At 64.9% G+C, this 26297-nt stretch carries 29 protein-coding genes and 1 tRNA gene; 4 read left to right on the top strand and 26 right to left on the bottom strand.

Annotation, left to right across the window (positions count from 1 at the left end; all coding sequences use genetic code 11):
- Positions 1-8 precede the first annotated feature (8 nt).
- Entirely contained in the window at positions 9-143 is a 135-nt protein-coding gene (rpmH, locus tag ACTZWT_RS23180; protein WP_011471298.1) for a 50S ribosomal protein L34, read from the bottom strand.
- A gap of 343 nt (positions 144-486) precedes the next feature.
- On the opposite strand from rpmH, the gene ACTZWT_RS23175 reads away from it, so the two are divergent.
- A complete protein-coding gene (locus ACTZWT_RS23175) occupies positions 487-1995 on the top strand; it encodes an ATP-binding protein (protein WP_444772038.1) in 1509 nt (502 codons plus the stop codon).
- Between the two features lie 146 nt (positions 1996-2141).
- A tRNA-Arg gene (locus ACTZWT_RS23170) sits at positions 2142-2218 on the top strand.
- Between the two features lie 9 nt (positions 2219-2227).
- On the opposite strand, the gene ACTZWT_RS23165 is transcribed toward ACTZWT_RS23170, so the two are convergent.
- The 25 genes from ACTZWT_RS23165 to ku form a co-directional block, all read right to left on the bottom strand.
- Positions 2228-3247, bottom strand: coding sequence for a tyrosine-type recombinase/integrase (locus tag ACTZWT_RS23165; RefSeq protein WP_444772037.1), 1020 nt, complete (start codon positions 3245-3247; stop codon positions 2228-2230).
- Between the two features lie 115 nt (positions 3248-3362).
- Complete coding sequence (locus tag ACTZWT_RS23160) at positions 3363-3560, bottom strand: hypothetical protein (RefSeq protein ID WP_444772036.1); 198 nt, start codon at positions 3558-3560, stop codon at positions 3363-3365.
- 29 nt (positions 3561-3589) lie between these two features.
- Positions 3590-3943 carry a hypothetical protein gene (locus tag ACTZWT_RS23155; protein WP_444772035.1) on the bottom strand — a complete coding sequence of 118 codons (354 nt, stop codon included), beginning with the start codon at positions 3941-3943 and terminating at the stop codon, positions 3590-3592.
- Positions 3891-4217, bottom strand: coding sequence for a hypothetical protein (locus ACTZWT_RS23150; RefSeq protein WP_444772034.1), 327 nt, complete (start codon positions 4215-4217; stop codon positions 3891-3893). Before ACTZWT_RS23150 ends, ACTZWT_RS23155 begins: the two co-directional genes overlap by 53 nt.
- 3 nt (positions 4218-4220) lie before the next feature.
- Positions 4221-4835 carry a hypothetical protein gene (locus ACTZWT_RS23145; protein WP_444772033.1) on the bottom strand — a complete coding sequence of 205 codons (615 nt, stop codon included), beginning with the start codon at positions 4833-4835 and terminating at the stop codon, positions 4221-4223.
- Between the two features lie 157 nt (positions 4836-4992).
- The gene (locus ACTZWT_RS23140; protein ID WP_444772032.1) at positions 4993-5883 is read right to left on the bottom strand and encodes a hypothetical protein; all 891 of its coding nucleotides are present in this window, start codon (positions 5881-5883) and stop codon (positions 4993-4995) included.
- A 149-nt stretch (positions 5884-6032) separates the two neighbouring features.
- A complete protein-coding gene (locus tag ACTZWT_RS23135) occupies positions 6033-6335 on the bottom strand; it encodes a hypothetical protein (RefSeq protein ID WP_444772031.1) in 303 nt (100 codons plus the stop codon).
- 550 nt (positions 6336-6885) lie between these two features.
- The gene (locus ACTZWT_RS23130; RefSeq protein ID WP_444772030.1) at positions 6886-7179 is read right to left on the bottom strand and encodes a hypothetical protein; all 294 of its coding nucleotides are present in this window, start codon (positions 7177-7179) and stop codon (positions 6886-6888) included.
- 61 nt (positions 7180-7240) lie between these two features.
- Positions 7241-9046 carry a phage terminase large subunit family protein gene (locus tag ACTZWT_RS23125; RefSeq protein WP_444772029.1) on the bottom strand — a complete coding sequence of 602 codons (1806 nt, stop codon included), beginning with the start codon at positions 9044-9046 and terminating at the stop codon, positions 7241-7243.
- On the bottom strand, positions 9039-9536 hold the full coding sequence (locus ACTZWT_RS23120; RefSeq protein WP_444772028.1) for a DNA packaging protein: 498 nt from the start codon (positions 9534-9536) through the stop codon (positions 9039-9041). Before ACTZWT_RS23120 ends, ACTZWT_RS23125 begins: the two co-directional genes overlap by 8 nt.
- A gap of 151 nt (positions 9537-9687) precedes the next feature.
- Positions 9688-11775, bottom strand: coding sequence for a phage tail tape measure protein (locus ACTZWT_RS23115; RefSeq protein WP_444772027.1), 2088 nt, complete (start codon positions 11773-11775; stop codon positions 9688-9690).
- Positions 11776-11897: 122 nt separating this feature from the next.
- On the bottom strand, positions 11898-12179 hold the full coding sequence (locus ACTZWT_RS23110; RefSeq protein ID WP_444772026.1) for a phage tail assembly protein: 282 nt from the start codon (positions 12177-12179) through the stop codon (positions 11898-11900).
- Positions 12169-12414, bottom strand: a complete 246-nt coding sequence (locus tag ACTZWT_RS23105; protein ID WP_444772025.1) for a hypothetical protein — start codon at positions 12412-12414, stop codon at positions 12169-12171. Before ACTZWT_RS23105 ends, ACTZWT_RS23110 begins: the two co-directional genes overlap by 11 nt.
- 224 nt (positions 12415-12638) lie before the next feature.
- Positions 12639-13025: a hypothetical protein gene (locus tag ACTZWT_RS23100; RefSeq protein ID WP_444772024.1), complete on the bottom strand. Its 387-nt coding sequence runs from the start codon at positions 13023-13025 to the stop codon at positions 12639-12641.
- 19 nt (positions 13026-13044) lie between these two features.
- Positions 13045-13389 carry a DUF2190 family protein gene (locus tag ACTZWT_RS23095; protein ID WP_444772023.1) on the bottom strand — a complete coding sequence of 115 codons (345 nt, stop codon included), beginning with the start codon at positions 13387-13389 and terminating at the stop codon, positions 13045-13047.
- Between the two features lies 1 nt (position 13390).
- On the bottom strand, positions 13391-13618 hold the full coding sequence (locus ACTZWT_RS23090) for a phage head-tail joining protein (protein WP_444772022.1): 228 nt from the start codon (positions 13616-13618) through the stop codon (positions 13391-13393).
- A 2-nt stretch (positions 13619-13620) separates the two neighbouring features.
- Positions 13621-15468, bottom strand: coding sequence for a prohead protease/major capsid protein fusion protein (locus ACTZWT_RS23085; RefSeq protein WP_444772021.1), 1848 nt, complete (start codon positions 15466-15468; stop codon positions 13621-13623).
- Positions 15446-17107 carry a phage portal protein gene (locus ACTZWT_RS23080; protein ID WP_444772020.1) on the bottom strand — a complete coding sequence of 554 codons (1662 nt, stop codon included), beginning with the start codon at positions 17105-17107 and terminating at the stop codon, positions 15446-15448. The genes ACTZWT_RS23085 and ACTZWT_RS23080 overlap by 23 nt, the downstream gene beginning before the upstream one ends.
- Before the next feature lie 130 nt (positions 17108-17237).
- Positions 17238-17939, bottom strand: a complete 702-nt coding sequence (locus tag ACTZWT_RS23075; protein ID WP_444772019.1) for a hypothetical protein — start codon at positions 17937-17939, stop codon at positions 17238-17240.
- 807 nt (positions 17940-18746) lie between these two features.
- Positions 18747-19523 carry a helix-turn-helix domain-containing protein gene (locus ACTZWT_RS23070; protein ID WP_444772018.1) on the bottom strand — a complete coding sequence of 259 codons (777 nt, stop codon included), beginning with the start codon at positions 19521-19523 and terminating at the stop codon, positions 18747-18749.
- 526 nt (positions 19524-20049) lie between these two features.
- Positions 20050-20799: an SDR family oxidoreductase gene (locus ACTZWT_RS23065; protein WP_444772017.1), complete on the bottom strand. Its 750-nt coding sequence runs from the start codon at positions 20797-20799 to the stop codon at positions 20050-20052.
- Between the two features lie 122 nt (positions 20800-20921).
- Positions 20922-21836: an AraC family transcriptional regulator gene (locus ACTZWT_RS23060; RefSeq protein ID WP_444772016.1), complete on the bottom strand. Its 915-nt coding sequence runs from the start codon at positions 21834-21836 to the stop codon at positions 20922-20924.
- Positions 21837-21916: 80 nt separating this feature from the next.
- Positions 21917-22723 carry a class I SAM-dependent methyltransferase gene (locus ACTZWT_RS23055; RefSeq protein ID WP_444772015.1) on the bottom strand — a complete coding sequence of 269 codons (807 nt, stop codon included), beginning with the start codon at positions 22721-22723 and terminating at the stop codon, positions 21917-21919.
- 255 nt (positions 22724-22978) lie between these two features.
- Positions 22979-23920, bottom strand: a complete 942-nt coding sequence (locus tag ACTZWT_RS23050; RefSeq protein WP_444772014.1) for a diguanylate cyclase domain-containing protein — start codon at positions 23918-23920, stop codon at positions 22979-22981.
- Between the two features lie 161 nt (positions 23921-24081).
- On the bottom strand, positions 24082-25062 hold the full coding sequence (gene ku, locus ACTZWT_RS23045) for a non-homologous end joining protein Ku (RefSeq protein WP_444772013.1): 981 nt from the start codon (positions 25060-25062) through the stop codon (positions 24082-24084).
- Positions 25063-25186: 124 nt separating this feature from the next.
- Between ku and ACTZWT_RS23040 the strand changes: the two genes are divergently transcribed.
- Positions 25187-25429 carry a hypothetical protein gene (locus ACTZWT_RS23040; RefSeq protein ID WP_444772012.1) on the top strand — a complete coding sequence of 81 codons (243 nt, stop codon included), beginning with the start codon at positions 25187-25189 and terminating at the stop codon, positions 25427-25429.
- 97 nt (positions 25430-25526) lie between these two features.
- Positions 25527-26246 (top strand): RadC family protein, encoded by a 720-nt coding sequence (gene radC / locus ACTZWT_RS23035; RefSeq protein WP_444772011.1) that lies wholly within the window; start codon positions 25527-25529, stop codon positions 26244-26246.
- Positions 26247-26297: the final 51 nt, after the last annotated feature.

Genomic DNA, 26297 nt, shown 5'->3' with positions numbered 1-26297 from the left:
GGACCCGCTCAGGCGCTCAGACGCTTGCGTCCGCGGGCGCGGCGCGCCGCGAGCACCTTGCGGCCACCGACGGTGGCGAGACGGGCGCGAAAGCCGTGACGGCGCTTGCGCACCAGTTTGCTCGGTTGATAAGTCCGCTTCACGGGTCGTTCTCCGCTGACCGGGTAAGTCATTCAGAAGGTTGAGGTAAGCCCGATGATGAGGCTCACAGATGAGCCGAAAGCAGCCCAAAAAATGAACCGCCCCGGTCGAGCCGGGCCATCGCGGACAGTAGGCGCGGCTTATACGGGAGCGACATGGCCTCGTCAATTGCGCGCGATGATGCTTTTGCCGCATCGCGTCGTCGATTTCGCCAATCAGGCGTTAGGCATAGTCGGCGATGAAAATCCGGGCCGCGCAAACCGTAGATGATCGAACGGTAATTTGACCTGGCGTTGTCCAGGGCGCATTTTGAGACATATATTCATTGCGCCGAATCCAGGCGGAATGGAAGTCAGGGCAATTCGGGTGCAGGCAACGGATCAACAGCCTGAGACACGGGCATGGCGGCGAGGCCTGGAGCCGAAGATCGGCTTGTCCGGGAAGCTGCTGCTGTTGACGATTCCGCTGATCCTGATCGCGGAAATCCTGATCTATGTGCCGTCGATCGCCAACTTCCGCCTGAACCGGCTCAACGACCGGCTCGCGGCGGCCAATACGGCCGCGCTGGTGCTGGATGCCTCGCCGTCGGGCACGGTGCCGGACACGCTGGCCCGGCAGGTGCTGGACAGCATCGATGCCCGCGCGGTGGCGATCAAGATGGGCCAGCAGCGCCGCCTGCTGGCAACATCGAACCTGCCGACAACGATCGACCATGTGGTCGACATGCGCCAGGTCACGCCGTGGGGTGCGATCATCGATGCCTTCGTGGTGATGCTGGAGAGCGGCAACCAGACGGTCCGGGTGATCGGTCCGGCCGAAGGCGGCGCCCAGTTCATCGAAGTGGTGATCGACGAGGCGCCGCTGCGAATCGCGATGTACCGCTTCTCCAGCAATCTGCTGCTGGTGTCGCTGACCATCACCAGCCTGACCACGGCGCTGATCTATCTGGCGCTGCATTTCCTGTTCGTGCGGCCGATGCGGCGGCTGACCGCCAATATGGTCAATTTCCGCCGCGATCCGGAGAGCCCCGCCTCGATCGTGGTGCCCGGACCGCGCGGCGACGAGATCGGCCTCGCCGAGCGCGAATTGTCCGACATGCAGCGCGACCTGGTGTCGATGCTGCATCAGAAGAGCCGGCTCGCCGCGCTCGGCCTCGCGGTGTCGAAGATCAACCACGACCTGCGCAACCTGCTGGCGTCGTCGCAGCTGCTGTCCGACCAGCTCTCCAGCGTGCCCGATCCGCGGGTGCAGCGCTTCGCGCCGAAGCTGGTGCGTTCGCTGGAGCGCGCGATCGCGTTCTGCCAGTCGACGCTGTCCTACGGCCGGGCCCAGGAAGCCGCGCCGGATCGCCGGATGATCCTGATCGAGCCGGTGGTCAACGAAGTCCGCGAGACCGCCGGGCTCGCTTCCGACACCGCCGTCAGCTCGGTCACCTGGGTCTCGGCGATCGAGCGCGGGCTGACCATGGATGCCGACCCGGACCAGCTGTTCCGGGTGCTGCTCAATCTCGTGCGCAACGCCGCGCAGGCGCTGGAGAGCCAGCCGCGCAGCGACGCCGCCCTGCAGCAGATCCGCATCACCGGCCGCCGCGAGGGCTCGGTGACCATTCTGGAAGTGTCGGATACCGGCCCCGGCGTGCCTCAGAAGGCCCGCGACCATCTGTTCGAGGCGTTCCACGGCTCGGTCCGGGCCGGCGGCTCCGGCCTCGGCCTCGCCATCGCCGCCGAGCTGGTCCGCGCCCATGGCGGCGACATCAAGCTGGTCGAGGGAACGCTGGGCGCGACCTTCCGGATTTCGATTCCGGATCGGCCGGTCGATCTGCACAGCCTGCGCAACGAGCGCGCCAGGGCCTGAACCAGCCCGATCCCGTCTCCCGCGAGAAAGCTCGTCGGCGACGCTTGCCAAGCCCGATCTGAGCCGCTAGCTATGGCGGCCTTCGCAGCGCCTGCCGCTGCGGATCGCCAGCGGCTCCGGATCGATTCGGAGAAACCGCGGCAGACGCGCCCGTAGCTCAGCTGGATAGAGCACCAGACTACGAATCTGGGGGTCAGAGGTTCGAATCCTTTCGGGCGCGCCAATATAAGCCTTATTTTCCATGGGCTTTTGCCTTCTTGGCTGGCTTGCCGACCGCGCGAGTTTGCAGCCGGTTTGCAAATTTCGTTCTCGGAGAGTTCTCGAACTTGGCGATAGCGCCCTCGGCGAGCGCCCGCGTCCGGGCGAGGTATCGCTCCAGAATCTCGTGGATCCGCTTCAGCGAATGGCCGGTGATCGTCGCGATTTCCTGCGGCGTGCAGCCGGCCTCCGAAAGCATCGTGACGGCGGTCCCGCGCAGGTCGTGGAAGTGCAACCCGGCGGGTTCGCCGCCGTCGATCACCACGGCGTCCAGGCCGGCCGCCTTGGTGGCGATCTCCCATTGCCGCGCGAAGTGCCGCTTCTGGAATGCGCGGCCCGTCTTGGTGGTCAGGATCAGCGGGGAGCCGCGTTCCAGCTTGGCCAGCATCGCGCGCAGCGCCTTGGTGCAAGGTACGCGGACGGGCTTGGCGCGGCGCCCGGCGCGGTTGTTCTTCGCCGGCCGCACAGTCACCGCCTTGCCGTCATAGGCCGACCACGGCATCCGCAGGATGTCACCCTGCCGCTGACCGGTATGCAAAGCGATGATCAGCGCTCGCTGCAGCTCGACGGGCGCGACCTTCATGAAGGCCTCGACGTGTTCGGGAAGCCAAATCACCTCTGATCGGTCGGAATGGTAGAGGCGGCGGAAACCCTTGACGTGATTGGTGAGCAGATGGCCGCGCTCGACGGCCCATGTCAGCATTGCTGAGACGGCGGACAGCCGGTGGTCGGCCTCGCGCGGTCCCGACGATCGCGACACACGCTCTCGCCAGTCGAGGAAATCGCGCCGCACCCGAGGGTCTTCCAGCGCCGGCATTGGCATGTCGCCGAACTCGGCCTCGACCGTCGTCAGCATCCGCCGCCGATCGATTTGCGTGCTCGGCGCGAGCATCTTCAGGAATTCGTCTGATGAGGTGTATTTGCGGATCAGGCTATTGAGCCGGCCCGCGTGGTAATCGACGATCAGCTTCTCGGCTTCGGCGAAATCGATCATGAACTCGGGCGAGCCGGGCTCGCCGCGCAGCGGGCGCTTCGTCTTGCGGTGATACCAGTAGCGCCGCTCTCGCGGCGTGCCGCGATGCTTGTACGTGCAGAAGACGCCCTTGATCTCAGCGCGAACCACGGCTGCTTCTCCAATCGTCCAGCGGCGAGGCGGCCGCCGCCGCGGGCCGATCGGATTCGGCCTTGATGATGATCTTGCCGCCCGGCGTGATCTCGACGCTTTCGACCTTGATGCCGGCCGCCAGCGCGCCTTTGACCGCGCGCGACACGTCGCCTTGCTTGAAGGTCTGCTGCAGCCGAGCCATCGCCGCGGTCCTCGATGTTGATCGCGTTGTCAGTTCAGCGCCGGCGCGCCGGCGCTGTTGTCGAATTCGGCGATTGCCTCGCTGTGCGGGCGATCGGATGCGCGAGCGCGCAGCGGTCCGAGCTTCTGCACCGCCCATCGATCGAGTTCAGCGATCGGATAGAGCGCCGTCCGATTGACGCGGTGGAAGCGGGGGCCGCCGCCGGCCGTCGCGTATTTCTTGAGCGTCGTCGCCGAGCAGCGCAGGCCGTAGCGCTCTCGCAAGTACTCCGCCGCGCTCTCGCGGCGGAGGTTCTCTGTGCTGAGGCGCTTCGCGTCCATAATGCCCCCGCTACCTTTTGCGCCATTTGGCGCGCCGGCTCGCCCTATCTGCAGCGGCGTCAACCTTCTTCGTCGATGCTACGGCTTGGAGGGCGGGCGCGGATTGCGACAGCAGCGGCCCTAGCTTGGCTTCGGCGAAGGCGTCGAGTTCGGCCAAGGGGTAGAGCATCTTGCCGTTGTAGATGTAGAACCGCGGGCCTTCACCAGTCGCTGCGAGCTGCGTGAGGGCGGCCGCTGAGTAGTTGAGATGCCAATTTTTGCGCAGATAACTCGACGCTGCGGTTAGCTGCAGCACGCCTTTGCGATTCGGCATCCAAGCCTGATTGTTATCGCCCATCAATCACTCCTCGTTTTGGCGAACGATGGTGCCCGTCTGTCGGTCGCGGCCGGCCGTGTGGCGGATGATGCCGTTCAGCGTCACCATGAAAATCAGATCGCTTTCGACGGCGACCGACGCGAGCTGTCCGTAGAGCATCGCGTTCATCAGGACGCGCTTGCCGGCGTCGGACACCATCTCCGCTGGAACAATTGACAGCTTTCCACTCGACCGCCGGACTATTTCGACGCGCCTGTAGTCCTCGGCGCGCGCCGCTTCGAATGTGTATTCTTCGAGGCCGGTCGCTTCGTTGAGCGACGGTTTGAACCGTCCCATGAAGTCCTCGACGTCGGCCACAAAGCGGTCAGCTAGGCCGAATGCTTCACTCGGCTTGATGCCGAGATTGGCTGTCTCCACAACGAACCGGGTAGCGATGACGCCGCTCCCCGTCCAAAGCGCCTTTGCGTGCTTGCGGCGACGATCGGCCAACGGTGGCGCGCCGTCCGATTCGTCACGATCGACGTCGTAATAGCCGCGCGCCTTCCAAGCCTGCAGCATGCCCTGGTTGAGGCCGGGAACGAGCTGCAGCAGATCGGCTTGCCGAAAGCGGAAATCTTCAAAGAGGTCATCGAGCGTCATTCCAAATGAATCGCAGATCGGCGCTGCTAAGTCAACGATCATTAACGCGTGTTATACAACTTCGGAGTATGACAAAAATCCTATCATGCAGCGTTACGGTCGTAAACCCCGAAGGCGGCGCGGCCCGTGCGAGCCGCGCCGCTCTTCCCCAGGTCCGCTAAACCATCGTCGCTTCCCGCTGCGCAAGCCGCCGCAGCGCCCCCGTGATCGACTTCATCGCGATCGGCTCGAACTCGCTGTCGCGCAGTTCGGCCTGAACGTACGTCAGCGCCGCGGCCACGCCGGCTGCCGTGGTCGGCTTGGTGCGGGAGAATGTCAGCGCGGCGCGATGCGCTTCGCGTTCGGCGCGAGCGACTGCCGATTTGCGTTTATGATCGATGCCGGCGGTCCGGTGCCACGCGCGCAAGGCCTTGGCGTCATCGGGCTTGGGACCGATCCGCCGGACCGCGCTGATCTCATCTGCGTCGAGGTCGCCCATCATGCGAGCCCAGCGGCTCCATGTCGACTTCGCGTCGCGGATTTTCGCATAGATCGGATCGACGGGGTCCGGCTGGTCCGGCGCGGTGGAAGGCGCCGGGATCGTTGGCACGGTCGAATCATTGCTTCGCAGCAGGGCAGCCGCGGCGCCGCCGGACGTGCGCAGAAGCTGCAGCTCGAGATGGTCGATGAAGCCTTCATCGAATTCGGCATCGTCGATCGTTCTGCTTTCGACATAGCTCAGGAAGCTGAGCAGGCCGAGGACGGTCGTCGGCTTGGTGGCCGCCAGGGACTTCGCCGCCGGAAGCACCGGCGCGATCGCTTTGGCAAACTCCCGATCGAGCCGATCGGATTCGTCCGAAATCCCAGCCGGCAGCTGGAGTTGGAGCTTTTCGACATCGAGCGCTCTTGCCCGAGCGAGCTCGACGGCAGCCCGATGGCGCTCGATCGCAGCGAATACCGGGTCAGGGCGCACAGCGGCAGACGCGCCGAGTGGTCCAGCCTCTGCGGGTGCTGGCTTGATGGTGCGGGTGAGCGCGGCGACCGGTGCGAGGGCGAGCAGTGCAGTCACGAGTGATCTCCTGGAGACGCGGTTACAAGGCTCAGCGGGCTCGCTGGGCGCGCGCAGCGTGGCCGACGGCCGATCGCCCGTCGCGCTCGTCGCCAAGCTTTGGTTAACCACAGGGCCGCCGTAAGGGTGTTGAACCATGATCGCCTCCCTCAGCTCGCCGCGGCGCGCGGCGCGCCTGGCTGATCGGCCGCCGGCATCACGTCGGCGAGCGCGGCGAGGAAGGCGAGGTTGCGGGCGATGGCCGATTTCGGGATGCGCAGCATGATCGCGATGTGCGAATCGTCCTCGGCAACAATTCGGGCTTCGGTAGCAAGGTAGTTGTCCGCGCCGCGCGGGGGCGGACACAGGGGATGTTGATAGGTCATGGTGGTGCTCTGGTCTGAGGGCTTCTGAAGGCCCGCGCAGCGGGACGGCCGCTGCAGCCGGGGGTTCAGAACGTGCCAGAGCGACACGCCGAGCGCTTTTAAGGGTTGCCCCTCTGGACAGCACGCCCGACCCCGGCCAATATGGCAGGGTTCGGAGCCGCACCGCCAAGTGCGTCCGTCTCAACTTCGCAAATTGGCGAAGCTGAATTCAGCCGTCACCCCCGACGCCAATCGGGAGCATCCTGACCAAGGATGTGCGGCCTAAGCTCTGGTCCGGGTTCTGAAGCCCACGGACACTCCACCACTGATTTGCTTAAAAATCTACTCCCCTTCCGGGGGGGGGGGCGCTTCGGTGCGTCGGTTTGTGCCTGCATCTCTCGCTCGTGATCCGCCCGAGCAGCCGCCCGCGCGAGAGCCCTCACTAATTCTAGCATCGCAGGGTGGGGCTGACGCGGCTCGGTTGCAGCAGGTGAGTCGTCCATCTTCAACCCCGTTCCTTACTGACCTGCTTAGAAATCCATCCCCACCTTAAGGTGGCGCCTCGGCGCGCGTGCTGATTACCAAATCAGCGATCCTTGGCTTCGATCTGCGTTGGCCAAGGGTCGTCCTCTGCAATGAGGACGGCCTTATCGTTGGCCTAACTTCGGTCACACTGTTTCATGAGAGCGAGGCCGTCCGCAAAATTGTAGTCGTGTCCCGTCCAATATCGATCGTGATCCCTCGCAATGAGCTTGCCGTCGTCCTTCAACGACTCTTCGAGCGGCTGATCTACCGCCTGGGAATACACGCGAACTTCAGCGCGGCATTTCTCACAGATGGCGGTGTAGTAAAGCAATCCGTTCTGACGATTCCAGCGCTTGATCCTGTGACCACCTAGCTCCGCGTGCCGCTTCGCGAGGTCGCGCATCTCCTTCAGCGTTTTTCCAGTCATCGCTAAACCACCTTTGCTTGGCCCGCGCCGCATCGGCAGCAGTCACTATGATATCCGAGTCTCACCCATCCATCCAGCTCGACCTGATCACCCGCGGCCGCGGCGCCGGCGCGAGCGCGAGTTCGGGGCTGCGCAGCGCCTCGGCGCGGGAAGCCCAATTTGGGTTCAGCAGTTGCCGGATCGCCACCGCGTAGACGACGCAATCCAGTGCTTCGGCACGCCGGCCGGGGATGCGTTCGAACCGCCGCGCGGGCTGGCCGCGGACATAGCGGACGATTGCGCGTTCACTGCAGAGTTGCTCGAACCAGCTCGCCGGCAGCGTGTCCGAGAACCGAATCCCGTTGCTGCCGCTGGTCAGCTTGGCGGCGACGTGATCCTTCACCGGGTCTGTGCCGACGATGAACAGCAGGCCGCCGCGGGTCTTGCTCGACGTCGAGCGTTCGATGAACGGCCGCCGAAATCCACCGTCGCCCTTGATCGCGAAGATCTTCCGCGCGGCGCGCGGGAAGCAAAACCGATAGACGCATTCCATCGTCTCACCATCGCCGGAATCGATCGCCGTCGCGTCGATCGCGAGGGAGCCGCCGAAGGGGTGAGGGAAACGCGACTTCAGAAATTCGTCGAGTTCGGCCCAGGTCGAATCGTCCGCCGGCTTACCCCAGATCACCAGGCTCTTGAGCACGAACATCGTGCCATCTTCTGCCCAGCCGAGCAGCGTGATTTCGAGGCGGTCGCGCTGGACGTCCACGCCGGCGGTGATCGTCAGCACCGCTTCGGGCATCGCCTCGCAACTGAACGGCTCGGCGCGCTTCGCCAGCGCTTCGTCGTCGACCTCCTCCCCGCCATCGGCGCGGAAGCCCTGCGCGAGGATGGTGTTGACGAACACCTGCAGCGTGGTGCGATCACCCTTCGCCGCGACGAATTCGGCCGCGAGCTTGCCCCACGACGCGTTCGGCAGCAGCGACACCAGCGCGTTGAGTCGAAAGCCGGCGTGCCCGAACACGTCCGGCGCAGTCGCGCGCCAGGCGCCGGCGGTGACCATGCCAGCCTTGTGCCGTTCGTCGATCGCGCAGCCGCAGACCGGGCAGACGAACTGCGCGAGGTGCGGCTTTCCGGACGGCCATTCGATATGCTTCCATGCGATCTCGGTGCGGGCCTCGCACTCGGGACAAGGCACTTCGAAAATGCGCTGATCACTCTGCGCGTAGCTGCGCAGGATGTAGCTCGCGTCTTCAAAGGTCGGCGTCGAGCCGATGACGATCTTGCGGTCGGCGAACGACAGCGTTCGCTTTTCCGCCAGCGCGATCGGTGGGCCTTCGGCGGTGACTTCCATGCCGTCCGCCTCGTCGACCAACAGCACGCGCGCTGTGTGCCGGCGAAGGTTGCGGGGCGCCTTGGCGGCGACGATCTTCAGCGAGCCGCCGGGGAAGCGGCGCGAGAGGATCGTGTTGCGGCCGGACTCGTCCTTCGCGTCTCCGATCACGCCTGCCAGCACGGGCGAGGCTGAGAAGATAGGCTCGATCTCGCTGACCATGTAGTCCCGTGCATCCGCCTCGGTCGGGAGCAGCGCGAGGATCGGTGCCGGATCATTGGCGACGAACGCGCCGAGCGATCCGGTCAGCAGCGTGGTGAAGCCGACGCGGACCGGCTTGACCAGCGTCACGCGCTCGATCGCAGGATCTCCGATCGCGTCGGCGATCTCGCGCTGAAACGGCCACAGCCGCACCAGGCCGGGCAGCGACGACACGCCGTCGGGCAGATAGACGTTGTTTTCGATCCAGTCAGAAAGCGTCAGTTTCGGCGGCGGCCGCAGCACCGCGAGCGCGCGGCGTTCAACTTCCTCGAGGGTGTCGGTGCAATCAAACATTGTCCGGCCCCGCGAGATCTTCCAACGCGCGCCGCAGCTCGAGATCAAACGTGGCGACATCTCGCGCGGTCAGGTTCGGGCACGACTGCCGCACCCGCGACGGAACGGCGAGGATCTTGGATCGCAGCCGGCGAAGCACGTCCGACCAGCGCGCCTCAACCGCTGCCGCAGTCACCAGCTCGCCGCGGAGGCGCGCGGTTTTGATGGCGGCCTGATCGGCCTGCTCGCGCAGCAGCCGCTCTTTGTGGCTCTCTTTGCCTCGATTGCTAAGCGGCAGTTCGGTCTGCCGCTGCGCGTCGCTGCGGCGCTGGTCGACGTTCTCTTGAAACCACAACTTCCCGCGCGCGACGTCGATCTTGCCGCTGGCCTCGACGGGCAGGCCATCTTTGATCAGTTGCGACACGCGGCCGGGAGAGACGCCGATCAAGCCCGCGAACCCGCTCTTGCTGATCTCCCGCGGCGGGCCGATCGCCTTGTCGGAATGCGCCATCGATGAAACCTGCATGGGACTATCGGCGCCGCGCGCCGCCTTTGCGTGTGAGTTCATGCGAAGCGCCGGCGGGCGGGCGGTCGAGGCGCTGGAACACCTCGACCGCCAGCTTCCGCGCCGGCAGGTACATCCGCCGCCGGCGAAGGTCTCATCAGTTCACCCCGTCCGAATAGGCGCCGCGACTGAGCTGCGCGAGCTTCGCCGAAAACTTGCGTTCGACGGCTTCGGCGATGGCTTCCACCGATTGCCCGGGCGCCGCCTGTACGCTGATCGTCACCGAGTTGCTGATCGTATTCCCGCCGCCGCCCCGTCCTGCCGCGCCGGCGATCGCCTGTGCCTTGATCGCCCGCACGGTGTCCACACTGTTCTCTATGCGACCGGACGCGGGTGCCCGCCACAGCTCCGGACCGCGCTCGCCGACCAAGTACGTACTTCCGCGCTGCACGGGTCCCCCAGCAGCGCGGGCGCCGGCGACGGCGGGAGCACCGCCAGCGGCTCCAGATGAAGCATCCCCTGCAGCGGCGCCGCCACCCATCCCGATCGCGCTCTTGATCGCGCCGGGGATCGCCTTGACCCATCCCAGCATGGTCGAGAACACCGACTTCATACCTTCCCAAAGCGATGACAAGATTGACTTGCCGGCTTCGAACAGGTTGATGCCGGTCAGTCCGGTCAACGCATCGTTGACCTTCCCAAGCGCGCCCTTGATCTCGTCCCAGTAGGCGTAGATCGCCACGCCGGCGGCGCCGACTGCCGCAGCCACCAGCCCGATCGGTCCAAGGAGCGCCAGCAAAGCGGCGGCGGCTATCTTGAGCGCTCCACCAGAGCCGACGATCGCGGCGGCGGCGGCAAATCCGATCAGAGCCGTCCGCGCGGCCCGCAACGCCGCTCCGAATGGGAATAGCGCAACCTGTGCGAGCCAGATCGCGGCCGACAGCCCTTTTAAGCCGATTGCAGCGGTCGCCAGTACGCCGCCCCACATCCATCCCAAGGCCAACTTGGCAGCGAGCCCTGCAACACGGAGCCCGATCAGCGCGGCAGCCGTGCCGACCAAAGCCCGCGTAGTCGCGGGGTTCTCCTTCGCCCATTTCGTCATCCGCTCCACAAAGGGGTGCATCGCCTTCATCGCGTCGTTCACTGCCGGGAGCAGCGCTGACCCGATCGTGACCGAAAGGACGTTCAGCCGGTTTTTGAAGAGTTGGACAGCGTTCGCGGTCGTCTCGGTCCGCGCTTGGAATTCCTTCTCGGCCGAGCCGAGGTATTTCGTCTCGCTGCTCACAAGCCCGATCGCTTCCTCAAGCAACTTGACGTTGTCGACCAGCGGCGCGATGGCGCGCGCTTCATCGCCGAAAATCTGCGACAGCACGCTCGCCTGCAAATGCTTCGGCAGCTTCGCGATGCGCGCCAGCACGTTTCGGAAGGTGCCGACGGCATCCTTCTGCATCGCCTTCGTAACCCCCATCGAGGTCAACCCGAGCTGCTTGAATGCCGCGGCAGTATCCTTGCTCACGTTGTCGGCTTTGGTGAGGGCTTTGCCGATGTTGCGGAATGAGGTCGCGGCGACTTCGGACTCCGCGCCGGCCGCGATCATCGCCGCGCCGAGCGCCGCCGTCTGCGTCGCGCTAAATCCGTATTGCTTTCCAGCGACGCCGACACGCTTCATAAAATCGATGATCGCCGGCGCCTTGGCCGCCATGGAGTTCGACAGCAAGTTCATTGCGTCGGCGAGCGCGCTGGTCTGCGGCACCGTGTAGCCAAGCCCGGTTTTAATCTTCGCCATCGCCTCGCCGGCGGCTTCGGCTGTCATGTCGAACGCCGTGGCCAGTTTCGCGACCATTTCAGTGAAGGCGGGAATCTCGGTTTCCTTCATGCCGGCCGAGCCGGCCGCTGCGCTGATCTGGGCAAGGCCAGTTGCGGCGATCGGTATTCGCTTCGACATTTCGAGAATCAGGCCGCTGAGTTTCGCCAAGCCGTCCGGGGTGTCGAAGTCTACGACTTTCTTGACGTCGGCCATCGCGCTTTCAAAATCCATCGCCGCCTTGATCGGGGCTCCGATGCCCTTTGCAAGGCCGTAAGCTGCTGCCGTGGCGACGAACAATTTCTGAGAGGTGGCCGCCAGCATGGCGCTGTTCCGCGCCTGCGCGGCGGTCAACGCGGTCAACGCCGCGTTGGCCTTCTTGGCGGGGCCGGTCAGCCGGTCGATCAGTTCGAGGATCAGCTTCGAAGTAAGTGTGCCCATCTACTTGGCCCCGTTCTTGGCCTTGATCAGCCGGATCGCCGCGGCGTGATACTGCAACGCCTTCGTCGTCGTCATGCTCTCGACCGCCGGAATCGGCGTCGAGAGTTCGCTTGCTATCAGTGCTACAGCGTCGATCCATCCGCTGCAGCTTGCGGCTCCCCCATCAGGGGCGCCGTCGCGGCCAGCACCCTGGTGTAGTCGCGCATCGGCAGTTGCTTCAGAACCTGAAGCGGCTGGCCGCTCATGCCCGACAGGATTGCGAGCAACTTGGTGTTCTCGCCTTGGACGGCGTCTGACAAACAGGCGTCGCCGGCGGTGCACTCCTTGAACACAAGCTCGCTGATTGTCTTCGCGTCATGCACGATCGGCTTTGACAGTTTGACGGTCACGGTGTCAGTCGACATTGTGGAAGCTCCTTGGTTGATAGGTGTTGTTGCGGATGCGATCGACGATCGCGCTAACGGCGCTCGCCGATGCCGCTGCACGCGCGGCGATTGGCCAGGTCGCGCGAACCGCGGGCAGCGCCGCACAGACGGCCGGTGCCAAGGCCGCGGCGGCGCGATAGATGCGCGCGTACTGATCGCGCTGCCGTGCAATTTCGGCCAGCGCGATGGGGACGGCGGAAGGCTTTACGATCATGGTCGGCTCCTTTGCTGTGGGATGTAGCCACCCCCGGCCTGCCAGGCCGGGAGCGGCGGGAGCGCTTGGGAGCACGGGTAAGGATGCCGTGCGGGTCCACACTGTTTGGGGCGCCAACCCCACCCTGATCGCGTTCGGCGCGCCGACGTTGGTATCGGGCGGGACGCGCCGAACTCAACGACCGATCTAGCCGCTCGTTCTCCGCCCTAACTCTTTGCGCGTGATCACGCCTGGTTCAGCGTGAGCACAAGCAAATTCGAATATCGATCTGACGTTGCCGCAACTTCCCACCACGGCATGCCCGCGCGATCGTTGGCGCGAACCTTGTCGCCCTTCTTCGGCATTGGGTGCGGAAGGTCCGGAAACCCGTCGACGTGGTAGGTGCTGCGGTCGATCACCAGTTCGGCTTTGCCGGCCGACAGCCACGTCAGAAAGCCGGTGCCGAGCGCCGCGCTGTGGTCGCCGCCGGTGTGCAAGATTGCGACGATATCCACCGAAGAACGGGTCGGATCGGCAGCGCCGTTCTTCAAGAACGCCAGCCGCACGCTCTCGCCGAAGGTGCGGCCGGTGACCTGGTCGACCTTTGCTTCCAGCTCGCGCCAATTCGCCATCGCCGCCGGCCCGTCGCGCTCAGATCGACAACCGCACCGTGCCCATCGCCGACGGGTTCGCCGCTGCGGCGACCGCATGGCCGATCAGCAGGAAGTCCGTCGCCGGCGTGCCGCCATCGTCTGCCGACGTGGTGGCGACGCCGTTCTCGGCATCCCAGTGAATCGTAGCGCCGACCGTCCACGCCTGCGCAGACGTCTTCGGTAGCGTGTAGATCCCGGTCGTCGACAGCACCACGTCGGCGCCGCTCACGGCGTCGGCATTGGCGACACCGAACAGCGAGCCGATTTGGACGCCGTCGCCGGACGACACATTGGCGGGAGCGGGAACGGTGACGGCGTCACCGGACTGGATGAAGTTCTTCATGTCATTCGATTCCGTTGCTGAAGGTGGGAAGGAAGGTCGTCACGCGACGGCCCTGCAGGCTGGCGAGGTCGCGATCGATCGCGGCGATCGCCGCGGTGATTTCAGCGACGCTGCGATACTCGACTTCGCGCCGCGTCCCTCCGGAATGAAAAATCACCCGGAGTTCGCCCGAGCCGCGGGCGGCGACAAGCGCCACCCGCTGCGCCTGCAGATCTTCGGCCGTCGCCATGATCAGGCGCCCGCGTTGACGTAGCCGCCGCGGAAATCGACGGCGCCGGCGGCGAAGTCGAGGCCGGCCGCGACCTTGACCGCTTGAGTATCGAAGTCGCGTTCGGTGCGGACTTGCGGACCTTCGGCGCCGCCGACATAGCCGTAAACCACGACAGGAGCGCTGCCCGGCGACGCGAAGATGTAGAACCGATTGTCGGTGATCTCGGCATCAACGATCAGCTCGGCGAAACCGGACCAAACGTTCACGTCCGCCGACTTCGTCGCCATGACCGTGGCGAGCAACTGGCGGGCGGCGACCTCACGGGCCGGGCCGACCACCAGATAGGCCGGCTGCAGGTTGAGAACGAGACCGTCGAGTGATTTCTGACCCCGCAGCGCCGCCACGCCGGTTGCGATAGCGCCGCCGTCGAGCAACGTCCCGGAACTCGCCTTGTTGCCGTGGTCGGCGTGGAACAGCGCCTTGCCGTCGGACAGGTTTCCGTTCGCATTCAGCACGCCATAGGCGAGGCGGTTCTCGTCCACCGCAGCCCGCAGTGCAATCATGCTGGAGAAGTCCGACAGCGCCGAAAGGTCGTCATTGACGAGTGCGCGCCGACCGATCGCGATGCCCGTCCCGTACTCCTTGGCGGCGACCTTCTCGGCGTTCTCGCTGATCGAGCCGTACTTGACCTCGCCGTTCTCGGCGATCTCCTTGAAGGCCGGGAAGTCGCCGACGCGCAGGAACTGGTGGTCCTTGAAGTCGACGAACGGCTTGCGGGCCGCCCACTTCCGATAGCTCGGCGCGGCGACCTGGTATTGCGCCAGCAGCGCTTTGTTCGCCGCCGCCGCCAGCAGCAGCGGGAAGTCGCTGGTGCTGTGAGCGCCGACCGCACGCTGCAGCAGCGCGTCCTGATCGCGAAGGTTGAGCCGATCGCCGTTGGCTGTCGCGAGCTCGCCGACCATGTCGAGGATCCGGGAGCCGCGATATTCGATCGCGCGGCCCTCCAGCTTGCACACACCCGGCGCCAGGCGGTGTGCCAGCGCATCGGCCATCGCCGAGCGGACCGCTACCGGGTCGCTGTGGTCGGCGATGATCGTCGCGCCGGTGCTGCGGATCGAATTCGCCGCCGCCGAGCGCTGCGCCATCGCGGCGAGCGCTGCGGCGCGAACCGTGTCGAGCTGCGCCTCGTTGTCGATTTGGCGGTTTGCCCAGGCATCGCCGAGGCCGGCGGTGTTGGCGATCGAGCGAATTTCAACGTTGATGGCCGCGCGGGTCATCGTGGCCAACGACGTGGTGGTCGAGGCCGGCGGCGGGACGGTGACCGCCGGCGACGTGGTGTTGGTCTCTTCATTTTCCATAGGTAAGCTCCGAGTTGTAGCGGCCTGATCGGCCGGGATTGCGACAAGGCTCGCTTCAAGTAGTTCGAACGTCGTCGCGATCTTTTCGCGCCGCCGTGTTTTCTGGTTCATACGCTCGGACCATGCGGTCACGCGGTAGCCAATCGAAACGCCGAGCTTGACACCATCACCCAGCTCGGCCGCGATCTGTTGCGCGAGCGGCGAGTGCCGCGACAGCCGGCCGGTGCCAATCAGTTCGCTGCGGACCAGCTTGACGCCAGAAACATCGCCGAGCCGACCCTGCAGGTCGAAGCGGTTGTGCGCATTCAGCAGCGGCAGCACCGGCGGCGCGTGCGCCCCGCGCAGATCGAGGATCTCATCGAACACGCCGGCGCCGTCGAACCGCTCGACAGAAGCACCGGCGGACAAAACGAGCTCGAAGGTTCGCCGCTCGGCGTTCCACGTCGACGCCCTCACCGGCGCATCGCGGGTCAGTAGTTCGGGAGTCTCAGGCTTGCTGCGAGTCAGCATTTCCGGCGTCCGTGTTCGGTGTTTTGGTGGTGGTGAAGTCGAGCCCGAGTGCCGCAGCGCGGGTGCGGTCGGCAGCGATCTCGATATCCAGCGCCTCGATGTCGAGGCCGCGCGCGGTCACCGCTTCGCGGCGCGACATGATGCCGGCCTCGATCGCTTCGATCTCGGCGCGGATGTCCTTGGCTGGATCGATCCACGGCTGCCGCGGCGTAATCGCCTTCATCGGCAGCGCCGCCTCGACGGTGCCGCTGGCGCGGCCGGACAGCACTTCCAAAGTTGCCCATCTGCGCCAGACCGGGCGAATGAGCTGAAACGACATCACGCCGTGTTGCAGGGCTTCGATCCGCCGACGGAATTCGACCAGGCCACCGCGCTGCGAACCGTAGTTGGCTTGGCTCAGGTCGCCGGTCAGAATCCACGCCGGCAACCCGAGGCCGACCGCGATCTCGCGTTCCGTGATCTTGGCGAAGTCGATCACCTCTCCGCCGATGTCGGCGGGCGTGCTGAACTTGATGTCCTGCCCCGCGTCGAGAAACTTGATCGTGCCCGGCTCCAGGCCGCCGATCAGTGCCGCGCCTGTTTGCTCGCCTTCGAACGGCGCTCCCGTGCCGCTGCTGTTCGTGACGAAGCCGGCGAGCGCCGCGGCGACCTTCTGCCGGACCAATTGTGAATCGCGCCAGCTATCGAGATCGGCAATGCGCAGCAGCACCGGCGCGAACCACGAAACGCCACGGACTTGGCCGGGCACCTCGGGGCGTAACATGTGAACGACGTCATCCGCCGGGACGCGCGTGGCGTTCAGCGGCAGATGCGCGAACGGCATGCCCGGCCGTTCCGGCAGGACGTGATAGGCGACCCGCCGGCCGGCGGCGTCGAATTCGACGCCTTGCACGATGCGGCTGCCGTCGATCAGTTCGCGGTTGAGCGACGGATCGACTTGCTCGGGATCGACCAACCGAATCCGTAAGCGACCGTCGATCGTGCCGAGCACCGCGAACGCCTCGCCGTCGATCACCATGCGGCGGACCATGATGGCCTGCAATCCATAGAAGTCCGTCAACCCGTCCGCATCGGCTTCGTCCGTCCAGTTCTCGAATGAGAGGTTGAGCGCGGATCGGACGGACGGATCAGCATGCGCTGATTGCGGCTTGATGCCGGTGCCGACCAGGCCGGACACCCACGCCTCCACACCGGAGGCCGCCAGCGGATTGCTGCCGGCGAGGTAGCGCGTCCGCCGCGCCAGCGGCCCGCGCGCGGCGTGCATCGCGGACAGCATCACCGGCATCTCGGCTTGCCCGCGCCAGCGCCGGCCGCCGCCGGCCCCGGCGTAGGAGCGCACGAATAGTCCGAGTTTCTGAATGGCGCGTTTTAGCATATCGACAGCCTTCGCAAGAAACCGCTGCGCCGCAACCGCTTTTCGCGCTGCGCGCCGCTTTAGTCGGACCGTTTTGGTGATGAAGGGTGACGAAGGGTGACGGAAGTAATTCGATCCACAGCGACGATGCCCCGAGAGGCAACCAAAAACCCCCACTCCCCCAAAGTCAGGGCAGCCGGTATCGCAACCCTCGAACGGCTGATCGGTTTTGCCATCGCCGGGACAGCCGCTTTGACTGCGGCGATTGCTGGAGAGGAAGGCCAAGGCCAGCTATGCAAAATGCGCAAATGCCGGCCTTTTTAGTGCTTTCACTTGAGCTATAAAATTTATCTCAGAGCCTGAAATCCCGCGGTCCCCCGTACCCGCGGGTTGCTTTGGCGGGGAAGGACCCGCCTCAGCCCACCCGACCATGCGCCGCGCCGCCAGCCACCGGGGCGAGGTGGTTGACCAGCGCCAGCCCGGCGAAGAACATCACGCTGGAGCAGCGCTTCGCAAAGCCCAGGTCCGAGACGATAAGCGAGAACATCTTCTGGCTCAGCACAAGCTCGGCACCGGTCGAGCTGCTCCACGACTTGTAAGCCGCGTACAGGACGCTCGATTGCACCTGCGCGCCGGGCCGCCGCAGCGTCGAGGCGGCGAGGAAGCGCCCTACCTGGTCGACATACGCGCGCTTGGCTCGCTGGGCAGGCTTCGTAGCCGGCTCGTCATCGACCGCGGGAAGGCCGAATTGCCGCCACAGCTTCGCGGCCGCCTGCGTCCCGAAAATCAGCCGGCATTCGCGCAACAGGGTCACCCGCTGCCGCGTGAACAGTTCGATCAGATCCCGGCGAACCGCCGGCGAGCGTTCGCACCGCGCCAGCACGCAGATGAGCAACGCCTGTTCCTCGTTCAACCAGTACTCGGCATCGATCGGCCGCTTGCCCGACGCGGGCGACCCGATGATTCCGCCATACCCCGCAAGCTCGGCGCGGTTTCGATCGATCAGCCTTCGAAGGTTGACCGGCTTCTTGCCCAGCGCATCGGCCAACCGAATGTCGGCCAGCCTCAGGCCTCCATCGATCACCTTAAGATCGCCCGCCACAAGTGTCGTCGTCATCGTCCGCTCCATTTCGCCCGAGTTTGTTAGTTCCGATCCGGTACTGACTAGGTTTCAAAGCCGATCATCAAGGAGGTATCGATTGCTCTGAGGAAGAGAGAGGGTTTGCGATAGTTAGAGAGAGTTTGTAGAAAAGATTGCGAGAGTTTTTATGTAGTGGAGAGAGTGAGTTAGTTGAATTGTGCGAGAGTAGAGAGAGTTTTCCCCTATACGCGCGTGAGTCATTGTTCGCTGCCCACGCAGGGGTGGTCCAAACGCCGGGGTGCCACGGCTCCCCCACCCCCTCTCGCGCATACATACGCGCGCGAAAACTATCGCAACTATCTCTGCGGCGCGAGAAAGGCCTGTGCCCCAGACACATCTTGTGTGAGACAGTTAGTAGCGTACTATCGCAAACTCTCGCAACTGTCGGTGGCCATTCTGCAACATTTGATGGATCGTTGGTAATAGGTGGTGGTCCATGCCATCCGGAGAGGGTTTGCGCAGTCGCACGGGCCCGGAGGGGCGGGGGGAGGCCGCGGCCCGCCGCACTGAGTGCGTGGTGAAGCAAACCTCGGCGGTTTCCCTCACTTTGGGAGAAACCGACGCGGAGGTTCCGGATGCCGCGCCCGAAACCTCCGCCGATTGTGACTGCCATCGTACCGCTCCGGAGGTGTGCGCCACGGCGCCGCAAACCTCCGGGAGGGACCGCGCCATGGTGGCGCGCAACCGCGCCATGATCGAGCCGGTTTGCCCCATGGTGGAGCAAACCTCGGGGGTTCTTGCCACGATGGAAAAAACCTCCGTTGGTGCGGGGAGGGGCTGCGATCATGCCGCGCCTCGCTGGTGCACGATCACGACACGCCGGAAGCCGGGCATGGTGCCACGCCAGGCGGCTTCCACGTCGGTCTCGAATTGCGCGATGATGTGGTCGCGAGCGAACGCCGTCGGGGCGGACAGCACAATCTCGCCGTCGACCTCGCTGATCAGCTCGACCTTGCCGAACCACGCCGCGAATCGGTCATCACCGATCCGAAGCCTCAATGCCTCACCACCGGCCCCCAGCCGGCCGGCGAAGGCGCTGCGTTTCCGCAAGTCCCCCTCGGCAGCCCTGGGCGGTTCAGCCGGCACAGCGCGAGCTGTCGCGCTCGCGCGGGCGCCCCCGCGCGCAAGTTCTATCTGTTCTATCTGTTCGTGCCGCAAAGCTGTGCGGCCCGGTGAAGGGGCGTTTTGCGGCACGGCGGGGGGGTGTTTTGCGGCACGGTGGCCGCCGGACCGGGACGCAGAGCTGTGCGGCGCGGACCGGGCCGCAATTTGCGGCTCGGATATTTCTGCAACAGGCATCGCCAGAAAGTAGACGAGGCCAGGCCATTGCCCCTTCACCGCCGGTCGCTTTTCGATCCGCACCAGGCCGATGGCGGCGAGGTGCTTCATTTGGCGTTGAACCGTATCGATGCTCTGCTCAGTGTCGCGCGCGAGCGTGTCTTGGCCGGGATAGGACATGCCGGCGGCGTCGGCATAGTTCGCCAGCGCCAGCAACAGCGCCTTCCGCGCCGGCGATCCGGTCACCTGCTTTGCCGCCCACGAGGTCGCTTGCCAGCTCATAGAAGGGCGCCCCCGTCGATTGCGGGGATCTCAGAGTCGTCGATGCGGAAGCGCTTACGCGCGCATGGTCTCGCCGCGATCCACGAGCTGCGCAAGGTGCGGATGGCGTCTGATCCGGCCGACGATTTCGGCCGTGCGGGCGTTCGCCGGTGCATGCTCACGGCAGCACCTAACAGTTTGCAATCGGCCGGCTAACCCATTGAAAAGCCTTCCGCGGCTTCCTGCCCGGTTTGCAGTTTTGCCCCGCCGGAACAATGGCACCTGTTAGACTACGAATCTGGGGGTCAGAGGTTCGAATCCTTTCGGGCGCGCCAAATTCCGCGATTGCACGCTAAAGTACGCGATAACCGTCGATTGTGCGCCGGACGGCAGTCGCAGGAAACTCCCTCGCTCTGCGTGTGAAAACGGCGGCATTCGGCGGAGAGAGGTTCGCGTCCCGGATGGGAAAGATGATCGAAGAGCAGGCGGCACCGGCGGGAGCCGATGCCGCGCTAATTGTTCTGTGATGATCAGGACGCTTTTGCGCTCACGGATGACGGGCTTCGTAGAGTGTAACCGCGTCGGCTCCAGCCGGAAACTGAAGCTGGCCTGACCTATCGTGGACCGCGTCCCATACGGCCGCGGCGACCTCCGCTTCCTTCGTCGTCATGGCGGGGTGAGCAAATTCCGCGAAGATGGGCGTCGCGAAGCCGGCATAGGCAGGGGGGATCAGGTCTTCGATCCGCAGGTCCGTGTTCTCCGCGAAGCGTGTCGTCGGGGCATAGCCGGGTTCGACCAGTTTGGCGCGGACATTGAAGTAGCCAAGCTCATGCGCCAGCGAGCCGGTAAAGCCCTCGATCGCCTGCTTGCTGGCGGTATAGGCCGCCGCCAGCGGCATGGCGGCCAGCGTCACGCTCGACGTGACATTGACGATCACACCGGAGCGGCGTTCGCGCATCTGCGGAATGACCGCCTGGCACATGGCCATGACGCCGAACGTGTTGGTGGCAAAGACCTTGCGGACATGCGCCATGGGTGTCGCCTCGAACGCGCCGACGACGCCGATGCCGGCATTGTTGACCAGCACGTCGATCGGCCCGGCCGCCGCGACGGTGGCGGCGATGCTCTCGTCATTCATCACGTCGAGCGGCAGAAGACGCAGCCGGGGCGAGGCAGGGAAAAGGCCGGGGTCCGGGCGGCGCATCGCTGCGATGACATTCCAGCCCCTGTCGAGGAAATGGCGCGCCGTCTCCAGGCCGTAGCCAGAGGATGTGCCGGTGATCAGGATCGTTTGCATAGGAACCTCAATTCATCTGATGGTTCCTTGATAGTCCTGGTCTACCAGACGACCTATAATTCAAAATCCATTTCTATTGTTCAATCGTCCAGATCGGTAAAGGAGATCGCCGCGCTTTGATTTCAGGCGTGGTCGACGCTGCCATTCCTCCGGGCGAATTGTCCCGGCGGGCAGCCGAGCCGCTTGCGGAACGCCGTGCTGAAGGCGCTGGCGGATTCGTAGCCGATGTCGTCGGCGATCCGGTCGAGTGTCTTGGCCCCGCGCCGCAATGCATCTTTGGCCAGCGCCATGCGCCAGCGGGCGAGATATTCGATCGGGCCGCAGCCGAGCACAGCCCCGAAGCGCGCCGCAAAGGCGGAACGCGATTGGCCGGCGATGCGGGCAAGGCTTGCAACCGTCCAGTCTGCGCGCACATCCGCATGCAGGGCCGCAAGGACCCGCGCCAGGGCCGGATCGCGCATGCCATGCAGCAGACCGGCGCGCTCCTCGTCCATCGCCGCACCCTGCGAGCGAAGGGCTTCGACAAGTAACACCTCCAACACGCGCTGGAGGATCATATCCTTGCCCGGCTCATCGCCACGGCACTCCTCGGCGATGAGATCAATCAGCCGACCGAGCCGTGCCGATCGCCCCCCGGACGGCGGAACGTGGATCATCCGCGGTAGCAGGGCAATCAGCAGCGGCGCAGTGGCCGCCTCGATGCGAAACGTGCCGCCCAGCGACTCGAAATCCGCCTCACCCTCCTGCTCGCCATGGCGAACAGGCACGTCCATCGGATCTGTCGGCGTCCCGATCATCCCGGGACGACTGCTCAAGGTGAAGGCGGGTGTTGAGGGCACCAGTACGAATGCGCCCGTCTCCGCCCTCAAGGGCTCCTCGCCCTCAAACGCAATCCAGCATTCGCCTTTGAGAATGATCGTAAAGCCGGGGGCGTCGTGGGCGGCGTAGCGCACGGCCCATGCACCCCGACCGGAGATGGGCTTGGAGATGGCCGTGTTCGGCCGTAGCAGGGCAATCACATCGCTGAGCGGGTCCAACTGGATGATCCATAGAGTAGTGAGAGAATAATTTATGGATCGTCCAAGGAAGCAAGTCGAGTGCCTGACGTTGGCTCTGATTAGATCGTGCGATAGGCAAACATGCTCGTCTCATAAGGGAAGGAAATGTCACCGCCCTTGGAGAGTTCGGGGGTTCGCGCGATCAGCGCGCGCACCTGCTCTTCGACTTCGGCCTGTTTCTGCTGAGGCAGGGCCGCGATGAAACTGACGGATAATGTCCGTTTGATAATGACCTGTTCTGCCGTCCCGACATGTGCGTTGCGGGCGTGTCGTTCGTCGACAAACTCAAACCCCGGTGCGGGAAATACGCGACGCCATTCGCCTGTCACATAGCGGGGCGTATTTCCTTCCCACTTGTCCGTGATGGCGGACAGTTCAGCGACCCATGGCACAGTCTCATCTCGCCCGTTCCAGATGAGCCCCAGCACGCCGCCCGGCGACAGAACGCGTCTGATCTCCTGCAAGGCAGCCGCGTTGGCGAACCAGTGGAAGGCCTGCGCGCAGACGACGGCATCAACGGATGCGTCTGGCAAAGGGATGGCTTCGGCCGAACCGGCGAGGGCCTCGACCTCCGGAAAGTCGGCCATGAGTTGCGCGCGCATGGCATCAATGGGTTCGACGGCAATGCGCGTTCCTCCGCATTGCCGCAGCAAGGGCATGAACTTTCCAGTTCCGGCACCCAGCTCCAGGACTTTCCTGCCGGGTCCAACACCCACGATGCCGCGCAACCAGTCCAGCGCCTCGGGCGGATAGCCTGGTCGCCCGCTGACATAGGCCCTGGCACCGGTCTTGTACCCTTCAGATGAAGTATGCATCGCGATAGTCCTGGCCTGGTGGAATTTTGCCTGATCCTCGGGGCGTTGCATTTGGGCGAGCCTAGAGGGCTGGCTATGGCGTAGACATAGTTCTCTTCTTCACCCGGTGCAGCGCGCCATTCTCGAACCGTTTAGCAAGGCGGCGAAAAGCTCGCGATTTGTCCGGCCGGGCGCGCTGTCCTGATCCTGCGCGGAACGAGACCATGACCGGTCCGGTGCGCGTCCTGACCGACACGGTCGTGCGTTCGCTCGCGCATGCGCAACGTCGGCGAAGGCGCGGCTCCGTCGGTCCGCCCGCGTCCCGCTCTAAGCCGCCCGGCTTTGCCCTTCGTCCCCGAACAGATGCGCGCGGTTGCGGCCGGCGGCCTTCGCCTCGTAGAGCGCGAGGTCGGCTTCCGCGAACAACTCGGCGATTCGCCGGCGATGCGGACGGCCGACCAGAGCGGCTCCGATCGAGGCGCTGATCTCGATGCGGCGACCGTTCCAGAACAGCGGTCGGTTCAACATCACGACGGTCTGCTGCAGCACATGGGCGATCCGCGCGGGATGGGTCGGAGCCCGCAGAATGATCACGAATTCGTCGCCGCCGAGCCGGCCGACCAGGCCGGCATCGTGGAAGGCGCGGCGCAGACGCTGCGCGACCTCGCACAGGCATGCGTCTCCGGCCAGATGACCGAGCGTATCATTGAGTTCCTTGAAGCCATCGAGGTCGATCAGAACGAGCGCCGAGGCGAAGCCGTGATTCAGGGCGTCGTTGACGATCTCGCGATAGCGGACCTGGAAAAGGGCACGATTGGCCAGCCCGGTGAGCGGATCGGTCTCGGCCTGCTGCCGGAGGCTCTCGATGGCCTGTCGATCGGAGGTGACGTCCTGTTTGGAGCCGAAGATCCGCGCCGGCCGTCCGCCCTGTCGCGCCGCATTGATCGAAAGGCGCATCCAGCGCCTTTCGCCGCGGCACGTTCTGATCTCGGTATCGAGCGTGACCGGGCGACCGCTCCGGATCACCTCGGCGCGCGCAAGCTCCATGTTGCGCCGCGATTCGTCGACATAGAGATCAACGATGCTCGTGCGCCGCAGCGGGTTGCCCACCGGAAAGCCGAAGATGTCGTAGACGCCCGAGGTCCAGCTCAGGCGTTCGGTCTCGAGGTCGCATTCCCAGGCGCCGATGCGAGCGTCATTCAGGGCCTGATCATAGAGCCGTACGCGGACTTCGTCCGGCAAAACCGAAGCAGCAGGGTCTTCTTTCATCGACGATCCGGCAGCATTGTACGCTTTACCCAGTACTAGAACTAGGGCTGCCTCGTTAACGAACTCTATATGCCGACCTGAACAGAACGCATCACATCAGCAGTCGAGGGCGCCGGTTCCGATGCCATCGGGCCCAAACGGGTCTCGCACGGTCGAACGCGTCAGCCCGCCTGGCGGGCCTTGCCACCGGCTGTACTGCGGGCGGGCTTCTTGGCCTTGCCGGCCTCGTCCTTCGCGGCGGCGGTCCTGGCGCCGCTGATCGGCAGCAGCATTTCCTTCTGGCCCGGCGCGGTCTTGCGCTTCTTCGCCTTGGCCGGCTTGGCCGCGGACTTCTCGGCCGGCGCGGCCTTGGCCGCGGGCTCGGCTTTGGCATTGCCGAGGCTCTTGCGCAGGGCGTCCATCAGGTCGACGACGTTGTCGCCGCGCGGGCGCGCCTTGGCGGCGAGCGGCTGGCCGCTGACTTTCTTGTTGATCAGCTCGGTCAGCGCCGCTTCGTAGTGATCCTCGAACTTGTCCGGCTCGAAATGTCCGGACTTCTGCTCGACGATGTGCCGGGCGAGATCGAGCATGTCCTTGGTGATCTTGACGTCCTGGATGTCGTCGAAATAGTCCGCGGCATCGCGGACTTCATACGGATAGCGCAGCAGCATGCCCATCAGGCCGTTGTCGCGCGCTTCCAGCGCGAGGACGTGTTCGCGGTTGGTCAGCACCACGCGGGCCAATGCGACGCGGTCCATCGACCGGATGGTCTCGCGGATCACCGCATAGGCGTCGTGGCCGACCTTGCCGTCGGGCACAATGTAGTACGGCCGCACCAGATACAGATCGTCGATCTCGGATTTCGGCACGAACTGATCGATCTCGATCGTCCTGGTCGACTCCAGCGCGATCGCGTCGAGCTCGTCTTTGGTGATCTCGATGTAGCTATCGGTATCGACCTTGTAGCCCTTCATGATGTCGTCGGAGGCGACCTCCTCGCCGGTGTCGGCGTCGACCTTCACGTATTTGATGCGATGGCCGGTGTTGCGGTTGATCTGGTTGAAGCTGATCTTTTCCGCGTCCGAGGTGGCGGGAAACAGCGCCACCGGACAGGTCACCAGCGACAGCCGCAAAAAGCCTTTCCAATTGGCGCGGGGGGCCATTGACGCATACTCCACTGACGCAGGACACTACACGGAACCGAACAGGCCGGACTCAAGCGCAGGGACTCGGATTCGTTCCCTGCTACTCCTATATTGCCGGTAGTAGCGTAGCGGAGTTTGAAGGATGGTCAATCGCCAGCACGACCGGCCCCGCGATCTGGCGGAGCGGATGGCGCGGCGCAGCAAGCCGGCCGACGGCTTCCTGCGCGAGACTTTTGTCCTGCCTCGGCCCGCTGCCCGCGCCCGGGCGCGGGAGTTTCTCGAGGCCTGGCCGAAGGCGGCCTATATGAGCGGCGTCGAGAGCTGGCGCGAACTGCCGGACGACACCATCGAATTCACCATGCGGCGGCTGCCGACGGCGGACTGAGCGGAGAGGCGTTCCCGCCTGGGACATCGGCCAATTGGCGGTTGCAAAAGCCGCGGCGCACGGCATGGTTGAGGCGATCAGCAACGCGACGCGACCGATGCCAGCAGACAGCAGCGAGCAACTGGAGCAGCCGGGCTTCGCCGAGGCGCCGCATTATCACGGTCATCGAGAGCGGTTGCGCGAGCGGTTTCGCGACGCCGGCGCCGACGCGCTCAGCGACTACGAATTGCTGGAACTGGTGCTGTTCCGCGCGCTGCCGCGCCGCGACGTCAAGCCGCTGGCGAAGGCGCTGATCGCCCGGTTCGGCTCGTTCGCCGAGACGATGCACGCGCCCGAGGCGCGGCTGCGCGAGGTCTCCGGCCTCGGCGAGGCCGCGATCACCGAGATCAAGCTGGTCGCGGCGGCGGCGGCGCGGGTCACCAAGGGGCAGGTCAAGAGCCGCACCGTGCTGTCGTCATGGTCGGCGGTGATCGATTACTGCCGGACCACCATGGCGTTCGCCGACAGGGAGCAGTTCCGCATCCTGTTTCTCGACAAGCGCAACCAGCTGATCGCCGACGAACTGCAGCAGGTCGGCACCGTCGACCACACCCCTGTCTATCCGCGCGAGATCGTCAAGCGCGCGCTGGAATTGTCGGCGACCGCGGTGATCATGGTGCACAACCACCCCTCCGGCGACCCGACGCCGTCGCAGGCCGACATCCAGATGACCAGGACCATCGTGGCGATCGCCGAACCGCTCGGCGTCGCGGTGCACGATCACATCATTGTCGGCAAGAACGGCCATGCGAGTTTGAAGGGGCTGAAGCTGTTTTGAGGTCGCCGATTTGATTCCGGTCGCAGCTGCTCCGTAGACTGCGCTGCTACA

It is taken from the genome of Rhodopseudomonas sp. NSM, assembly GCF_052445935.1.
In the GTDB taxonomy this organism is placed as follows: domain Bacteria; phylum Pseudomonadota; class Alphaproteobacteria; order Rhizobiales; family Xanthobacteraceae; genus Rhodopseudomonas.
The sequence above is the reverse complement of the archived record's forward strand: the minus strand, read 5'-3'. Positions and strand labels throughout refer to the sequence as shown.